Here is a 17269-nt window from a genome sequence, read left to right as displayed (position 1 = left end):
AAATTACTAATATTATTAGTAATCAGCAATGGCTATTTTTTAGTTGTGAGCGGGACGTAGTCCATGGGCACCGTATCGGCCATCTTTTCATATGCCCAGAATCCGCTAAACAAGGTCGATTTAGGGTTGTAAATCCCGCCATTGATGTAAAAATGAATAGGTGCCTGAAGTAAATGAATTGTAGAGATCTGGTAGTTTGGTATGTCTAATGGGCGATCTATAGCGTAACCTGAACGATCCGTGTATTCCGGCGTTTCTCTTTCATTGGTATTGATCACGTAAAGATCATCACTAAAATTAATGGTCTTCAAATCAGTGTACATGGCTTTCACCAAAGTATCAGTAAGAATTTCAGCCCGATTCAAGATGCTCATTGTCTTTGGAACAGATTTTTGTTTCATCCAATAATTAACGGAGTCGTTTAATGGAGAGAATCCGCCCTGGCCAATTCTAACAATGTTATTCCCTGGTCGCTGAAGTCGCTTGAGCTGTGCATTGATCAGACTGTCGGGAAGTCGGTTTTTATTGGGAACCTTAGCCAGTTTATAAATCATAAAGCCATTGGCAACCGTACTGTTCTGATATAAAGAACGGAAAAAATGTTGGGAAGAACCTTGATACGCGATTTCTCTTTTCTTTAACCAATCTTTCTTTTTTGACTTTGATCCAGGTAATTCTTCAAAGGAGGGATGGCCGGAGTAATAAACGATGTTACTTTTATAATCTCTTTCAAAATACTCCAAAAGGTACTTGATGCGGTAACCCAAGGATTTATTCTCAATGATCAGAAATTCATTTGCAGTAACTTTCAATAGATTATGATCACTATCGAAGTCTGTTTGTATGACCTGAGGATTTAATATTTTACATTTCTCCGCATTAGGAGTCGTTCCAATAAAGTAATCGATAAACTGTTTAATATATTTCTGTCGGTTGGGATCTGATTTAATGACGACCTCCCGGAGTTGAATCGTATTTTCTTTTAATAAAACATCGATTTTAACAGACTTGTCAGAGATGATGACGTTTTTACTAAAAGGAAGGTAACCCATCATCTCAATCAGTACATCATAATTTCCTGGTTTGATGTTCGTCAGGGTAAATTGACCGTCATTATTAGAGACGGTAGCTGTTTTGTAACTGCTTAAGTATACACCGGCACCAGGAATAGTTCTCCCTTGTTGGTCTTTAATAATTCCACTGATGTTAAAGTTACTCTGGCCATATCCGCTGAGCCCAATCAATAAAAATAAACTACAAAAGTGTAACCATTTTGTCATAGGACTAATGTAGCTAAAGCTTTATAAATTTGAAAGATAAAAAAATGAGTTTTCCAGGATTTTAGTAACCCAAAAGTTCTTTCGCATTTGCAATTGCGGGCAGACCAGGGTCTTTTCCACTCAGCATTTCCGCAATAACATGAACACGTTCTTCAGGGGCCAATCTGCGGATTCCTGTAGTAGGACGTACGCCTTTCTCATTTTTGTAAACAAAATAATGAGCTTCACCTTTAGCCGCAATTTGAGGAAGATGAGTGATACACATGACCTGCATATTTTTCTCCAGATCACCAATCACATCACCTACACGTAAGGCGGTTTCACCAGAAATACCGGTATCAATTTCATCAAAGATTAATGTGGGTAAAGCAGTATGTTTAGCCATGATTGATTTCAAGGCCAACATCAATCTGGAAAGCTCTCCACCAGAAGCTACTTTGCCAACCGGAGCTGGCGGCTGACCGCTATTGGCAGAAAATAATAAGACCACATTGTCTTTTCCATCTTTATTTAACTCCTCTAAAGGTGTTTTTACAATTTTTATTTTTGCATTTGGCATACCGACCAGTTGCAGTACAGCTTCTACCTGCTGCTCGGTAGCAATGATAGAAGTACCGCGGTCTGCAGATAGTGTGGCAGCCATTTGCTCCAATTGTTCTTTCAATTGAGCAATTTCCTGATTTAAGCGATCAATTTCTTCATCACTACTTAATAAATTATTCAAATTGTCGGAAAGCTTCTGATGGATGCCCATCAGATCTTCTATACTATTGACTTTATGTTTTTGTTGTAAAGTATAGATGACATCTAGCCTGCCATTGATCTCTTCAATTCTCAAAGGATTGAAAACCGTACTTTCTTCTAGATTTAAGGTTTCAGCAGCGATGTCTTTTAATTCGATAAGTGCAGAACGCAGACGATCATTCAGCTGTGCATAATCAGGATTAAAACGTTCTATCGCCTGAATCTGGACCACAACTTCTTTTAAAACCGGTAAGGCCGAAGCCTCCTGGTCAGAAAGTAAGCCGTAAGCATTAACCAAACTCCTCTTGATACTTTCCGCATTATTGAGTGTTTGTAATTCTATTTCCATCAAACTTTGCTCATCTGTTTTAAGATTTGCATTTTCCAGTTCATTGAAAAGAAATTGTTCGTAATCCTGCCTGCTTTTCGCTTCGTCCGCTGCAGTTTGTAAAGCAGAAAGATGTTGTAAATGCTTTTTATATTGTTTGTAGCCTTTGCGGTATTGAGATAATAGCGACTGATGATCCGCCAAGGTATCCACCACGGACAACTGAAATCCTGGATCATTAATTTCCAGCGTCGCATGTTGAGAGTGAATGTCAATTAATTTTTCTCCAACTTGCTTCATGACACCAAGAGTAACCGGAGTATCATTAATGAATGCCCTCGATTTACCGTCCGTAGAGATCTCCCTTCTTAAGATTGTTTCCTCATAAAAATCAATATCATGCTCTTCAAATAAAGAATGTAAGGTATCATCAGTCAATAGGAACTGACCTTCTATGATGCATTTCTTCTCCTGATTAAAGAAATACTTGGTTTCTGCACGTTGCCCTAAAATAAGGGAGAGTGCACCAAGCATAATAGATTTACCAGCACCAGTCTCCCCGGTGATAATGTTCAAACCTTTGTCAAGTTTTAGCTCAACACTGTCTATTAGAGCGTAGTTGCGGATGGAAAGTTTCTGTAGCATATTACGCTGCTAAAATAGGAAATCTTAAGCAATGACAGTGGTTTCTTTCAGTAAAAAAGGCAGAAGAAAAATCTTCTGCCCTTGATGATGTTTATCGGTCTATAGTTTGCTTATGGCTTTGCTTTCGATGAAGCTTCAGCTTCTTTTTTCTTTAATAAAACTTCTACTTCCTGGTCAAACTTACGGCGCAGTTCTTTGTATTCTGCAGTGCTTTGAACTGCTTTTGCATCAGCTATTTTTTTCCTCCATTCTGGAGTGTCAAATTTCTTTCTGATTTCTTCTGCATTTGCCCGGATCTCTTCCTGCTGTTTTTTCCACTCTGGGGAATCAAATTTCTTTCTGATCTCCTCAGAATTTGCCCGGATATCTTCCTGCTGTTTCTTCCATTCTGGAGAATCGAATCTTTTTCTGATCATCTCGGCATTTGCACGAATATCTTCCTGCTGCTTTTTCCACTCTGGCGAATCAAATTTCTTTCTGATCATCTCTGCATTTGCCCGGATATCTTCCTGTTGCTTCTTCCATTCTGGAGAGTCGAATTTTTTTCTGATTGCTTCGGAACTGGCGATGATAGCTTGCTGCTGACTTTTCCACTCTGGAGAATCAAATTTCTTTCTGATCGCTTCCGCATTTTTTTGAATATCAAGTTGCTGCTTTTTCCATTCTGGTGAATCAAAACGTTTTCTGATTTCTTCGGCATTTTTACGGATGGCTTCTTGTTGATGTTTCCATTCTGGAGAAGAGAGAAAGGCAAGGCTGGCATTGGTTGCGCTATCAGCTATAAATACACCTCCACCAAGACTGTCAGGGTAGTAATAAGTTTGATGGCCATTGTTATTTCTGGTAATGATTACTTTCTGATGTGTCTTTTTCTTTTTTGCGGTATCAATAGGTAACACCGTCACTTTTTTGGCTAACTTCAGCGCTTCGATCTCCTGTTTTTTGAATTTGAACCCAACACCAGCAATCTCCATATCAGTGGTTTCAGCTGCTTTGATTGTAGTTAGTTTTTCTGCTTTTGAAGGCTTTACCCAAGCAAGTGAAATCACGGTAACAATGGTCAATGTGATGGCAAAGAACTGCTGCTTTGCATTCATATAATTCGTTTTCATGTCTGTAATTCTTTTTATACGTTGATACAAATGTTGATTTTTTCCTGTCGCTGCCATAGAGAGGGCAGGGGCAGATTTGTCTTTCAGAATTTCCAACTTTAGCAAGGCATGTGCATAGGTTACCGGCGTCCCGGTTAGCTGTACAACCAGGTCATCACAAGCATGTTCACGTTCTATATTGATGAACCTTCCGCTAAGCCAGATGAATGGATTAAAAAATAAAATGGTCTCTATACCGGTTTTAATAAGATTTAATAGATAATCATTTCTGCGAATGTGAGAAAGCTCATGAATTAAAATGGCTTCCACCTGTTTCAGATCCAATTGTGCAGCTAAGGCAATAGGAAATAAAACGATAGGTTTAAAGTAGCCCAATACCAGCGGTACATTAACCTGATCAGAAAGCTGAAATCCAATTTGCTGCTTCAATTTTAACTTTCCAATCATTTCTTGAAATATCGAAGCCCATGCATCCGGAACAGCAGTATGTACTGAATTTTTAAGCTGCTGCATCTTTTGATAACCAGCAAGGAGAATGAATAACTGGAACATTAAACCAACACCGTAAATGCTCACCAGATATGGGAAAAGTTGTTCCGCTCTGCCGCTGATGTCCTGTGGAATGTCATTTAGGTATTCATAATAGGTCGCGTTAATCATCAGCTCCGCACGCTGCTGCGTGCCATTCTCCTGTGGAAGCTTGAAGATGGAAAAGAAGGTAATGCAAAAGCAAACGAAGATCAGACACATAGCGCCGTAAGCGAGGTTGTGTTTTAGACGAGACCTTAACTTTGGAAAAGCAATTACGATTAGGAACAAGAGGCCATAGATGATGGCGCCTTGCCATAAGGAGTGGAATATACTCCAGCCGGTTGCTTTGATCAGGTTGTTTACAATTGCTTCCATAATTTGGTTTGTTGAGATGGTTATTTGTCGCTTAGGTTGTCTAGGTATTTTTTTATAGAATCTATTTCGTCTTTACTGGCACTATGATTTCCTAATGCCTGCATAACTAAGCGTGCGGCGGAACCATTAAATACATTGTCTATCATTTTACTGACCAGATGTTGCTCGGTCTTCTCTTGATTAACCAGTGCACGATAGATATGCGTTTTTGAAGAAGTATCACGAATTACCAATCCCTTTTCGGCCATGATCTGCATGAGCTTCAAAGTAGTGGTGTATCCAGCTTCCTTATTCTTTTCCAATACCTCATGTACTTCTCTTACTGTACACTGGCCTTTTTCCCACAATATCTGTAAGATCTCTAATTCACTTTCCGTGGGCTTAAGGGGGATGGGTTGGGTCATATCTTTTGGTCTACGAATTGTTTCGTATTCAAATGTACGAATCTATTCGTAGAAACAAAATAAATGATAAAAAAAAAATAATTTATTTTGCAAAAAAGGGTTACATGCCTTGTTTAGCCGGTTTTAAGGCTTCATACTTATTGAGATTCCCAGGGTCAACTTCTGAGAGAAGTTGATAAGAGGTGAGTCGCTCCTGTGGATTACCTAGGGAAAGTACGTTCACAATTTCATCTGCTTTGGTAGAGAAGTATACATTTGGGAAGATCGAACCTATTTTCTGACGGTCCATTTTTGTTAAATTGGAAACAAAAGAAATAATCTTTTTTAAAGCTTTGTCCTGGTCTTGTTGTAATCGATCCAGGCCATTGAAATGGTAATTAAAGATAAATCCTCTTAATTCTTCAAAAGAATTATCAAGGAGGTTTTGATTTAGCCAGTACCTATTTCTTAATCCGTCAGAAGCTTTCCATCCGGAATTTCCGGATGCTTGTGCCAGATTTAATGTACTTTGAGCTTTAATGAAATATGGTGTTCCTCCCAGATAACCGAAGCTATCTTTGTCCAGCCCAATAATAGTATGCGCATAAAAACCGAGTAAAGAACTGAGGTTCAAAATAAAATTCAAATCAGAATAGTCTAGTGCCGATCCTTCGTTATAATTGAAATCAAAATCTTTGTCACTAATGTTTAGGAGTGTTGTATTGTAAGCAGTGCCATAAACAGGTCTGCTTGATTGGATTTGTGCTTCCGCTTTGTAGCCTGAGCCACCATCCCATGCGGTTACCGTGATCACGAAATTGGTTTCTATCCGTTCATTTGGCAGGTACGTCTCATTAGTCCACTTATTATTGTTTAAAAAGTCTCTAATGGTGTTTTGAAGGATTTCCAGATTCCGTTTATTGATGTTCGGAACAGTAGGGGCAGCAATCGTAACCCGTACGTTCAACTCCTGTGCCTGAACTAGGACTTGACTAAAAAGGAAAATGATAAAAAGAAGGAGAGAGCGTTTTTTCATTAATGCACCAGTTTTAATATTTCATTGCAAATATCCCTTGCCACCTCCGTCTTTGATTTGGTTTCAAAAACGGTCTTTTCACCAGCTTTATTAAATATAGTGATTTTATTGGTATTCAGCTTAAAGCCAGCACCTTTGTCGTTGAGCGAATTGAGTACAATCAGATCTAGATTTTTCTTACTGAGTTTCGCCTTGGCATAAGCCTCTTCGTTTTCAGTCTCCAAAGCAAAGCCTACTAAGATCTGATGGTTGGTTTTAACTTGTCCTAGTGTAGCGAGGATGTCTGTTGTTTTTTTAAGTTCCAGACTGAATTCTGCACTGTTTTTCTTAATCTTTTGATCCGCTGCGGCAACCGGAGTATAATCCGCTACAGCAGCACTCATCACCATGATATCAGTTTTAGGGAAGGCAGTCTCGCAAGCAGCGAGCATATCTGCTGCACTTACTACGTCAATCCTATTCAGTGTACTATTGCTCTTTTCAGCAGTAGGGCCAGTGATTAGCGTAACTTCTGCACCTAAGGATGTAAATACATCTGCAATGGCAAATCCCATTTTTCCGGAAGAGTGGTTGCCTATAAATCGAACCGGATCTATCGCTTCATAAGTAGGACCTGCGGTAACCAGCACCTTTTTACCCAATAAAGGCAGTGCTTTTTTTGCCGCCTCATTCAGGAAGGAAAGGATGTCTTCTGGTTCAGCCATTCGACCAGCACCATATAAGCCACTGGCCAGTTCACCATCACCAGGAGGGATGACCTGATTTCCATAAGAAAGCAGTTTTTCCAGATTATGCTGTGTGCTCTCGTGCTTCCACATATCTAAGTCCATCGCCGGAGCAACGAAAACAGGGCATTTTGCAGATAAGTAGACCGCCGATAAAAGGTTGTCGCAGATTCCTGTAGCCATCTTTGCCAAAGTATTGGCACTAGCCGGTGCAACCACCATGAAATCAGCCCATAGACCTAATTCAACATGGTTACTCCATACGCCGGTTTCTGGATCGAAGTATTGCGTATATACAGGATTTTTTGAAAGGGTAGCCAGTGTAAGCGGAGTAATGAAATTCGCCGCATCGGCCGTAAGGATAACTTTAACGTTTGCGCCAGCCTTTACCAGTAACCTGACCAGTATCGCTGATTTATATGCTGCAATGCTGCCGCAAACGCCAAGAATAATGTTTTTATTTTCTAGCATAGTTTTTTAATGCATGAATGCAGTGGAATACCTATGCCTGATCTTATTGTTGCTCTTTAGCAGGGTTTCTGTAGTAAATTTTATCATTCAGAAACTCATCAATAGCAATTAAGCTCGGCTTAGGCATACGCTCATAATGCTTACTGATTTCGATTTGTTCCCTGTTTTCAAAGATCTCTTCCAGGTTGTCATTTGAAGAAGCAAACTCAGCTAATTTACCGTGTAACTCTTCTTTAATGTTGTTAGAAATCTGATTAGCCCTTTTAGAAATAATTACTAAAGACTCATAGATATTCTCAGTTTTCTGATCTAAATCATTAACATTTCTAGTAACCGTAGTATTCGGTACAGCAGGTTTATTCGTGTTCATTATTTGATGGGGGTTTTAATTGTAGTATTGGTACTATCCGCCTTAGCTTCTTTCGCCAACATGGCTTTATATTTTTCCTGATTCTTTTGGAATTCGGCAATCATACGTTTTGCATGCTCAATGCCAGATTCACTATCAGCTTTTAATGCTTTTGCCTGATCCAACATTTTACTCTGTGGATAAGATTCCATAAACTCATCTGCATAAGTAATGGCTTCATTGTAACGGTCTTCCTGACGGATTTCAATACTGTTTTTTGCATAGTTGTATTGAGATCTAACGATCAATAAATCCATCTCCTCTGCATACTTAATATCAGGGAAATCAATTTGCGCATTTTTTAAAGCGATCACAGCTGATTTATAATTGCTGACTTCAAATCCGCCTAAATCATAATATAATTTGGCGTTGTCAAATGCTTTAGTTTCTAGTTTTAATCGTAAGGCTGCAATGTATTTACTTGCATCAGCTACACGCTCACTTTTTGGATAAAAGTTGATGAACAACTGTAAAGCGTCAATGGCTGCCTTGGTATTGGTCTGATCTAAAGAAGATTTTGGTGACTCCAGGTAGTAGCAATAAGCGCCCAGGTACCTACATTCTTCTGCATATTTACTGGTTGGATAAGTATCCGCAAATGATTTAAACTGGTATCTTGCAGTAGTGTAATCTTTTAATTTGTAAAGGGTTAATGCGTAGTAGTAGTTTAAGTCTTCTGCTTCCGCTCTACCTCTGTACTTCTGTGAAAGGTCTTCAAAAAGAATAATCGCTTTCGAATAATTCTTCTTGTTGTAGAGCTTCATGGCCTCCTGATATTTCTTGGCTACATCATTGCTCAATCTGATTTTTTCAAACTGGCTTTTGCAACCCGCTATAGTCAGGGCTATAATGGTGAAACTTAATAGTAATACGTGTTTAATTTTAAACATTCTGCAAAGATAAGTTAATAATACGATAACGTCAATTAAAAATAATAGGACGCTAAGCTATGTAAAGCGTTTCATCCTGTCAAACCCTTAACATATTTTAACAAATGACAGTTCATAAAACCATCATTTAATGCAATCGGGCGGATTAAATATAGGTATTTCTGCTGACTTATTGCCAACAGGTCTAACGCTGTAAATAGCTCAGGAATTTGGAAAATTAAATCAGAAGGAATAAAGATCTGATCTGATAATTCAATCTGATTTATACGGTTTTTCGTTTCGTAATTAATTGCCAAGATCATTGATAGATTAGCCAGTAGTAAATCAGTTAATTCTTTTAATTTAGTCGAATTTATAACCAAGTATAGTAATAGCCGATGACAATGAAAAAGACGCTGATGATTGGTGCTGCATTCTTATCTCTACAGAGTGTTTCATTTGCCCAACATCAAAATATTTACAAGAAAAACTGGATAGACTTTAATAAAAATGGAAAGAAGGATATATTCGAAGATCCCACGCAGGATATCGAAAAACGGGTGGCCGATCTGCTTTCCTTGATGAATGTGGAGGAAAAAACCTGCCAGATGGCCACACTTTACGGCTATGGTAGGGTGCTTAAAGAGGAAATGCCAGTTGCAGAATGGAAAACTAAAGTTTGGAAAGATGGCATCGCTAACATCGATGAAGCATTAAATAGTCTCGCCTATAATAAAAAGGCAGAAACGAAATATTCTTTCCCATTCAGCAGACATGCAGATGCTATAAATATGCTTCAAAAGTGGTTTATTGAAGAAACACGGATGGGAATTCCTGTGGATTTCACAAATGAAGCCATTCATGGATTGTGTCATGACCGTGCGACTCCCTTACCTGCACCTATTAATATAGGGAGTACCTGGAATAAGGCGATGGTGAGACAAGCAGGTTCAATTGTTGGAAGAGAAGCGAAAGCACTGGGTTATACCAATGTTTATGCGCCTATCCTTGATCCAGCAAGAGATCAACGTTGGGGAAGAGTCGTAGAATGTTATGGTGAAAACCCTTACCACATTGCCGAAATGGGTAAACAGATGGTATTGGGCATCCAGGAAAATGGTGTCGCAGCAACTTTAAAGCATTTTGCAGTGTATAGTATTCCTAAAGGGGGGAGAGATGGAGGCGCGCGTACAGATCCCCATGTGGCACTTCGTGAATTGCACCAGATTCATTTATATCCTTTTAGAAGGGTAGTGCAGGAAGCTGCGCCAATGGGCGTGATGAGTAGTTACAACGATTATGATGGTGTCCCAATTACTGGAAGCCATTATTTTCTAACGGAATTGCTAAGAGAAAAATATGGTTTTAAAGGATATATAGTTTCTGATAGCGAAGCGGTAGAATACATTTATTCTAAACACCACGTGGTGGACGATTATAAAGGGGCAGTAAAGCAAGCGGTGGAAGCAGGGCTTGATGTACGAACCAATTTTACCATGCCTGAAGAGTACATCATGCCTTTAAGAGCACTGATAAAAGAAGGTCGTGTGTCTATGAAAACTATAGATGAACGTGTGGGAAATGTGTTGCGGGTTAAATTTAGACTCGGTCTTTTTGATCAACCTTATGTCCAGGATACTAAAGCATCAGATCAGTTGGTGCATACAGCCAAAGATGAAGCGTTTTCAGCACAGTTAAGTCGTGAATCATTGGTGTTGCTGAAAAATGAAGGAAATCTCCTGCCCTTAACGGTTAAAAATTTGAAAAAAATCATGGTCACGGGTCCCTTGGCGGCAGAGCAGAACTACACAACGAGTAGGTATGGCCCCTCGAATAATCCGATTACTTCTGTACTTGATGGTCTGAAAAATTATGTGGGTACAGCAGCGACAGTAAATTATGTAAAAGGTTGCGACATCATTGATCCAACATGGCCGGAAAGTGAAATCATGCCTACACCCTTAACCGCTGAAGAGCAAGCGGGGATAGATGCTGCTGTAGCAGAAGCAAAATTATCAGATGTAATTATTGCAGTTGTAGGTGAGGATGAAAAACGTGTTGGTGAAAGTTTGAGTCGTACTGGTTTAAACCTTCCTGGCCGTCAATTACAGTTGCTAATGGCTTTACATGCGACTGGTAAACCAGTTGTGATGGTGATGATTAATGGGCAACCATTAACGATCAACTGGGAAAACAAAAACTTACCTGCAATATTGGAAGCCTGGTTTCCTGGTCCGCAAAGTGGAAATATCATAGCAGAAACCTTATTCGGTGATTACAACCCCGGAGGGAAATTGCCGATTACCTTCCCAAAATCAATCGGCCAGTTAGAGTATAATTTCCCTTTTAAACCAGCTTCTCAAGCCGGGCAACCAAGTAGTGGAAATAATGGATATGGGAAAACCAGTGTAAACGGAGCTTTGTATCCCTTCGGTTATGGCTTAAGTTATACAACTTTCGAATACACAAATCTTAAAGTGAAACAAAGCACACCACATGCAGGTTCAATTATTGAAGTTAGCGTAGACGTAAAGAATACCGGAAAACGTAAAGGTGATGATGTGGTTCAACTGTACCTTAAAGATGTGGTGAGTAGCGTGACTACTTATGATTCTGACCTGCGTGGTTTTGAAAGAATTGGGCTATTACCGGGCGAGCAAAAAACAATAAAGTTCATATTAAATCCAGACGACCTTTCCATTCTTGATAAGGATATGAACTGGAAAGTGGAACCAGGTAAGTTTCGTGTAATGATTGGTCACTCTTCTGAAGACATAAAGTTAAAAGAAGAATTTGATATCCTTCCTTAATGCTGTTACGAACCAGATAACCCATAAAATGGTTAGACCGTTTAGGAATCAACCCTCCATTGATGATGAGTATCAGTGGAGGGTATTTTTTTACAATCTTTTAAGCCCTTTTACCGTATTGATGACGGAAGCATCAGAATCATATCCTTCCAACCTTGCTTTTGAAGGCGCAGCAAATATTTTCTATAAGTTATTTGGATAATTAAAACTATTGTTTAGTTTTACAGTGTACTAGTTTACTAGTACACTAAAATTAACCGCTATGATAGAAATCTCAAACCTGACTTTTGGATACAGCAAAAAGAAACTGTTGTTTAAAAACCTAAACTTAAAACTTCAAATGGGCCACATTTACGGGCTTCTTGGAAAAAATGGGGCAGGTAAATCCACACTTCTTAAAAACCTTGCCGGCCTGGTATTTCCGCTGGAAGGGCAGTGTAAACTGAAAGGATATCGTGCCGCAGACCGTTTACCAGGTTTTTTGCAGGAACTTTTTTTTATTCCAGAAGAAATTTACTTACCTGGAACCTCTGCCGTTCAATTTGCCCAAAGTACAGCGCACTTTTACCCTAAATTCGACGAGGGACAATATTTCCGGATGCTCGCAGAATTCGATGTACCGCAAACCAGTATACTGAGTAAACTCTCATTTGGGCAGCAGAAGAAAGTAATGATTGCTTTCGGCCTTGCTACAAATACGACTTTGCTAATTATGGATGAACCTACAAATGGTTTAGATATTCCCTCTAAAGCAAAGTTTAGAAGAATTATTGCCGGAGCCTTAACAGAGGAACGTTGCATTATTATTTCTACACATCAGATCAGAGACCTGGACAGTCTTATTGATAGTTTATTGATTGTTCATGAACAGGAGATTGTATTGAATAAGAGTTTGGATGAAATTGCTGAGCGCATTTACTTCGGCAGTTCAGCACTACTGGATAAAGAAATGGTCCTATATGAAGAACCACATAGAATAGGTTTGAATACAATGAGTGTTAACCATAATGAAGTTTTTAGTAAAGTTGATATGGAACTTCTTTTTAGTGCAGTAATCAGTGATCATAAATCAGTTATAAACCATTTAAACTAAAAAAACTAATGAATAATATATTTAACCTTCGGAGATTTTCACAGCTCTTCATTAAACATACTCAGGAATATTATAAAACCTATTTGTTATCCGTAGGTGTAATTGTAGCCTTGTTAGCCGCGATTTTAGGTTTCATATCTTATGTAAGTGATGGGAATCTCGGTGTAAAAAGTCAATATGCTATTTTCTTCTTTTTCTTTATAGGTGCTGGATCAATCTTTACCAGTATGATTTTCTCTGAACTTGGTAATAGTAGGAAATCAATAACCATGTTGATGTTGCCAGCATCACATTTCGAAAAGTATCTGGTGGCCTGGATTTACTCTTTCCTAATTTATCAATTGGTTTTTACACTAAGTTTCTACGCAGTCGATCTTATCGTTTTGATGCTGCAAAATTCCGGGACTGATGAAAAAATGGCTTTGCTAGACTTACAAAGCGCTGGAACTCCTTATGGTATGGCACTGATTGCTTTCGCTGTGCTTCACGGTATTACTTTTCTAGGTGCTGTGTTTTTTGAAAAACTCCATTTTATAAAAAGTGCCTGCCTGGTTGCAGTATTCGGTCTATTCATCATCTTAATCAATCAGCCTTTAGCAAATGTAATTTTAGGAGTAAAATTGGAGAAGGTTGTCCCTTTTGCCCATGCGGCCATTAAAGAAGCTGATAATTATTATGCTTTGGAACCACAATCGTCAATTAAACCAATAATGATTGGAATGACCTATACGATAGTCATGATCTTATGGATTGGTGCTTATTTTAAATTGAAAGAAAAACAGGTGTAAGTATGGAATTTAGGGAGAATGAAGCAATATATCTGCAGATCGCAGCTTATGTTGGAGAACACATCGTGTTGGGGAAATGGCCTTTAGATCAAAAGATTCCATCTGTTAGAGATTTAGCCGTTGAATTACAGGTGAATCCAAATACAGTCGTGAGGGCTTATGAGTTTCTGCAAAATAAAGAGGTGATCACGAACAAACGAGGAATAGGTTTTTTTATCGCAGCAGATGCTGAAAAGAAAATTAAAGAATATAGTAAGGAACGATTTCTTGGTAATGCCCTCCCCGAATTCTTTAAAAACATGTACTTGCTCGATATTAGTATGAAAGAAATCGAAGAAAGGTTTGAGCAATTTAAAGCTGAACATTACCACCAGAATTAAATAGAAATGTTGCCATCAGATAGCCAATTTCCTGATAAACTATACACTTACTATGGCGTAAGGAAATGAATGATGAAAGGCTAATCTGATAATTAACCATAAAATTTAGATATAGATGAAAACAAGTAACATGTTGATCATTGCCGCATTAATCGTCTCATTAGGGATGGTTACAACCTATAATTTCTCCTTAAAGGCTGCTTATGAAGCAGGAGATTATAAAAATCGCTTCAAAGAAAGCGAATTTAGAGAAGTTAAAAATATTGAAACGTTAAATATAACCGATGCTAACCTGATAGCGATTATAGTAGAGCCAGGGAAGAAAGAAGGAATCTGGATTAGAAAAAGGGTGAAGGAACATTTGATGTTAAATCAGGTAGGAAATACGTTAACTGTCGGCCTGACGGATGAGGCTAGAAAAACGAGCAGGCTTACAGGATATGAGGATATTGTATTAGTTACCAATGGCTTGAAGAAGTTAAATACAGTTGCCTATTGGCCAAAAGATAATAAACGCGAAAATGTCAATGTTTACGGAGGAGAGGTTTCTCTGAAAGGAATTAAAAGCACTGAGTTGGATATTCGTATGGCCTCATCAACATCTGTCACTATGGATAAGATGATACTAAATACATTAAATGTGGTAGTGGGAGATGAGAAAGGCGGTGCAGCAATGCACTTGGATCCCGACAATCAAATTGAATTTGCAGAATTTGCAATTCCAGGAGCAAGTAAATTGTCTTTGAATGATCCAAAGATCGTAAAGACGCGTTATAACCTGTCTGATAAGGCAACTGTGACTTTAAATGGTACCGCATTGCAGGTCATTAAAAATCAGTAACTGAGGTTTCTTTAAGAATCAATGAAACCTTGCTGAGGTATTTTGTTGTCCTTTGAGCATTTAAATAGGAAAATGGAAGGACCCTGCGATCTGCAAGGTCCTTTTTTATTGGGTAATGAATTTTTCTCCAGAATAAATATTTAGAGGAGCTGTGGAATTGGTTTAATTTATGAGGGGGGTGAGCCACTTTTGTAGGGGGATTGCTGGGGCTATAGCCGGCTTTATGGCCCAGAAAGCCCTGTTTTAAGGCTACCTATCCTTTTTAATCTTAACGCAGTTCTACTATCCATTTTAGTTTTGCGATTTGCATCGTCATTTAAATTTGCTCTTTTTCAATGTGGACTTTTATCTGAATCTCCAACTACCTTGTTTTTGTTCTGAAATGGATCATGGTATCTTTCATGTTTGATTTTACGCTTTTTAAAGGCTTAACTGTCTGTGATTTTTGTGAATAGCTGTCTGTGGTTTTTGGTACAAATGCGGCTCTTAAACCATATGAATGCCTGCTTATGAGAAATGTGAATGTAGGTTTTTAGGTGGTTGTTTAGTGATTTAATTATGTCCAACTTGGACGGAGGAAACAACTAAATTTTAAAATTATGTCAATTTCAAGAAGCGGTGGCTGGCCAATCGGTAAGCTCGGTAATATAGTGTCTTATATGTTAAGAGGACAGCTTGTTCATCGGACTATCGGCAAACAAGGAAAACCTAGCCTAAGGCAGAAAGCTAATCATCAGTCTATGGCAATAACCACACATTTTCTAGGTCATTTTAAAGACTACCTTAACAATGGATTTGAACTGGAAGCCCGTGGGACGATCAGAAATCAGCATAACCTCGCAGTTTCCTTTAATAAGAAAAATGCATTGCAGGGGGTGTTTCCTAACATCAGTATCGATTATGCTAAAATACAACTCAGTAAAGGGACTTTAAATATTCCTGACCAGCTCCGTATGGAGAAAGTGTCAGGTGGTCTGCAAATCAGTTGGGACCCGTCATATCTATCTGGATCTGGCTCACAATATGATGACTGTCTGCAACTAGCTGTTTATTTTCCAAAAAGCCGAACAAGAAAGGTAGAGCTGAATTTCTCTAAAAGAGAGATGGGAACTGCCTTTCTGCCTTTAGCGGCGGAAGAATTGGAAAGGTCAATGGAAGTTTATCTGTTTTTAAGTGCCGCAAACCATGATTCAGTTTCGGATACAGTATATCTGGGCAATTTAAACGGTGCCTGGGAAAATCCTGAAATTACAGCGCAAAGAGAAAGAAAGGAAAAAAACGAGCAGGGAGGTGGTTTGCGGGCGAAGTTGAGGTATGAGCAGATAAAGGAACAATATAAAGTGCAAATGAAACTAAAGCCTAATGACAGGATATCGGAGAAAGCTTTCAGAAACTTAGAAAAGGAATACCTGGTACTCATGAACAGGTATGAATCTACATCTAGATCCCGACAATCAAAAGCCGGTTAGGAGCGGGCATCAATATAGGATTAGTATTTTTTGATTTAATGGTAGGAATTGTTTTTGATGGTCTGCCACATATATAGTATGGATTGTGAAACCAAGACTTGCACTCTATGTTGTTGACAGTATATTATATATAGTATAAGGATTATATGATAGATTAAGCGGTGGGTATGCTGAACTAAATGTATTCTGAAAAGGCATTTATGTGGTCAGAAATGAAATAGATTAACCATGCTCCGTAATTCGATGTGTTGTTGCTGTGTTGTATATATAAGCTATACTATAAATAGTAGGATTGCATGGTGTAGGTTATGGTTGCCGGTTTACCGTGCCACATGGTTGTTCTACCAATGAAATTACTCGGTTTTTAAGGGAATTACTAGCAGGATAACGGGTTTGCGATTCGCTTTATCCTGAAATGGAGTTAGAATTGACCTGATTATGGTTAATTTACTTAGTTTGGACTAAGTTTTTTGCACTGTAGATCACACAGTTATGGATGTGATTCAATTATAAGGGTAATATAGTTTGTGGGGGCGTTTAATTTTCTTACTTTTGCATCCCGATTCGGAGGAAGGGTTTGTGCGAGAGCTACAGAGAGAAGAATTTGAAAGATTGCAGTAGAGAAGAGTCAGAGGTTGTTTTGAAGGTTTAATCACCAAATAGAACAAAGTAAAAAAGTTTAAATAAAAGCTTGACAATATCAAAAAGATTTCTACCTTTGCAGTCCCAACAAAAACGGGGGTTACCAAACGGAGTTTAGTAACAAAACAAAAAGACTGAAACAATCGAGATTCGAAACCAGCCCAGGACGATAAGACCTGCGGAAAACAGAGAAAGCAGATTGCAACATATACAAGAGGATCCGTGAGGTGATTCGAGAAGTTCATTAAAGAGATGTCATTTATATACGTAGCGAGGTAAGAAAGTACGGTTTCAAAGTACATGAAAACCAACGCTATTTTTTCGAGTCAGAAACTGAC

Annotated in this window: 15 protein-coding genes; 7 read left to right on the top strand and 8 right to left on the bottom strand. The window is 38.6% G+C overall.

Annotated features, from left to right (window positions below; genetic code table 11):
* Window positions 1–32 precede the first annotated feature (32 nt).
* The 8 genes from GM920_RS10325 to GM920_RS10290 all read right to left on the bottom strand — a co-directional run bounded on the left by GM920_RS10325 (window position 33) and on the right by GM920_RS10290 (window position 8929).
* Window positions 33–1280 carry a carboxypeptidase-like regulatory domain-containing protein gene (locus GM920_RS10325; RefSeq protein ID WP_182956693.1) on the bottom strand — a complete coding sequence of 416 codons (1248 nt, stop codon included), beginning with the start codon at window positions 1278–1280 and terminating at the stop codon, window positions 33–35.
* Between the two features lie 61 nt (window positions 1281–1341).
* A complete protein-coding gene (gene recN, locus GM920_RS10320; protein ID WP_182956690.1) occupies window positions 1342–2997 on the bottom strand; it encodes a DNA repair protein RecN in 1656 nt (551 codons plus the stop codon).
* Window positions 2998–3107: 110 nt separating this feature from the next.
* On the bottom strand, window positions 3108–5015 hold the full coding sequence (locus GM920_RS10315) for a M56 family metallopeptidase (protein WP_182956688.1): 1908 nt from the start codon (window positions 5013–5015) through the stop codon (window positions 3108–3110).
* 20 nt (window positions 5016–5035) lie between these two features.
* Window positions 5036–5419 (bottom strand): BlaI/MecI/CopY family transcriptional regulator, encoded by a 384-nt coding sequence (locus GM920_RS10310; protein WP_182956685.1) that lies wholly within the window; start codon window positions 5417–5419, stop codon window positions 5036–5038.
* 100 nt (window positions 5420–5519) lie between these two features.
* The gene (porD, locus tag GM920_RS10305) at window positions 5520–6434 is read right to left on the bottom strand and encodes a type IX secretion system protein PorD (RefSeq protein WP_182956682.1); all 915 of its coding nucleotides are present in this window, start codon (window positions 6432–6434) and stop codon (window positions 5520–5522) included.
* Window positions 6434–7630 carry a bifunctional phosphopantothenoylcysteine decarboxylase/phosphopantothenate--cysteine ligase CoaBC gene (coaBC, locus tag GM920_RS10300; RefSeq protein WP_182956679.1) on the bottom strand — a complete coding sequence of 399 codons (1197 nt, stop codon included), beginning with the start codon at window positions 7628–7630 and terminating at the stop codon, window positions 6434–6436. Before coaBC ends, porD begins: the two co-directional genes overlap by 1 nt.
* Window positions 7631–7673: 43 nt before the next feature.
* Entirely contained in the window at window positions 7674–8000 is a 327-nt protein-coding gene (locus GM920_RS10295; protein WP_062550173.1) for a DNA-directed RNA polymerase subunit omega, read from the bottom strand.
* On the bottom strand, window positions 8000–8929 hold the full coding sequence (locus GM920_RS10290) for an outer membrane protein assembly factor BamD (protein WP_182956675.1): 930 nt from the start codon (window positions 8927–8929) through the stop codon (window positions 8000–8002). Before GM920_RS10290 ends, GM920_RS10295 begins: the two co-directional genes overlap by 1 nt.
* A gap of 383 nt (window positions 8930–9312) precedes the next feature.
* Between GM920_RS10290 and GM920_RS10285 the strand changes: the two genes are divergently transcribed.
* The 7 genes from GM920_RS10285 (at window position 9313) to GM920_RS10255 (ending at window position 16289) form a co-directional block, all read left to right on the top strand.
* A complete protein-coding gene (locus GM920_RS10285) occupies window positions 9313–11718 on the top strand; it encodes a glycoside hydrolase family 3 N-terminal domain-containing protein (RefSeq protein WP_235964495.1) in 2406 nt (801 codons plus the stop codon).
* Window positions 11719–11746: 28 nt separating this feature from the next.
* The gene (locus GM920_RS10280; protein ID WP_182956669.1) at window positions 11747–11920 is read left to right on the top strand and encodes a hypothetical protein; all 174 of its coding nucleotides are present in this window, start codon (window positions 11747–11749) and stop codon (window positions 11918–11920) included.
* A gap of 60 nt (window positions 11921–11980) precedes the next feature.
* Window positions 11981–12811 carry an ATP-binding cassette domain-containing protein gene (locus tag GM920_RS10275; protein WP_182956666.1) on the top strand — a complete coding sequence of 277 codons (831 nt, stop codon included), beginning with the start codon at window positions 11981–11983 and terminating at the stop codon, window positions 12809–12811.
* Between the two features lie 8 nt (window positions 12812–12819).
* Window positions 12820–13599 (top strand): hypothetical protein, encoded by a 780-nt coding sequence (locus GM920_RS10270; protein WP_182956663.1) that lies wholly within the window; start codon window positions 12820–12822, stop codon window positions 13597–13599.
* 2 nt (window positions 13600–13601) lie between these two features.
* Complete coding sequence (locus GM920_RS10265) at window positions 13602–13979, top strand: GntR family transcriptional regulator (protein ID WP_182956661.1); 378 nt, start codon at window positions 13602–13604, stop codon at window positions 13977–13979.
* A gap of 115 nt (window positions 13980–14094) precedes the next feature.
* The gene (locus GM920_RS10260; protein WP_182956658.1) at window positions 14095–14820 is read left to right on the top strand and encodes a hypothetical protein; all 726 of its coding nucleotides are present in this window, start codon (window positions 14095–14097) and stop codon (window positions 14818–14820) included.
* A 599-nt stretch (window positions 14821–15419) separates the two neighbouring features.
* A complete protein-coding gene (locus GM920_RS10255; protein ID WP_182956655.1) occupies window positions 15420–16289 on the top strand; it encodes a DUF6266 family protein in 870 nt (289 codons plus the stop codon).
* Window positions 16290–17269 lie beyond the last annotated feature (980 nt).

This window comes from Pedobacter gandavensis (assembly GCF_014172405.1).
GTDB lineage: Bacteria > Bacteroidota > Bacteroidia > Sphingobacteriales > Sphingobacteriaceae > Pedobacter > Pedobacter gandavensis.
This window is presented reverse-complemented; position numbering and strand designations above follow the sequence as displayed.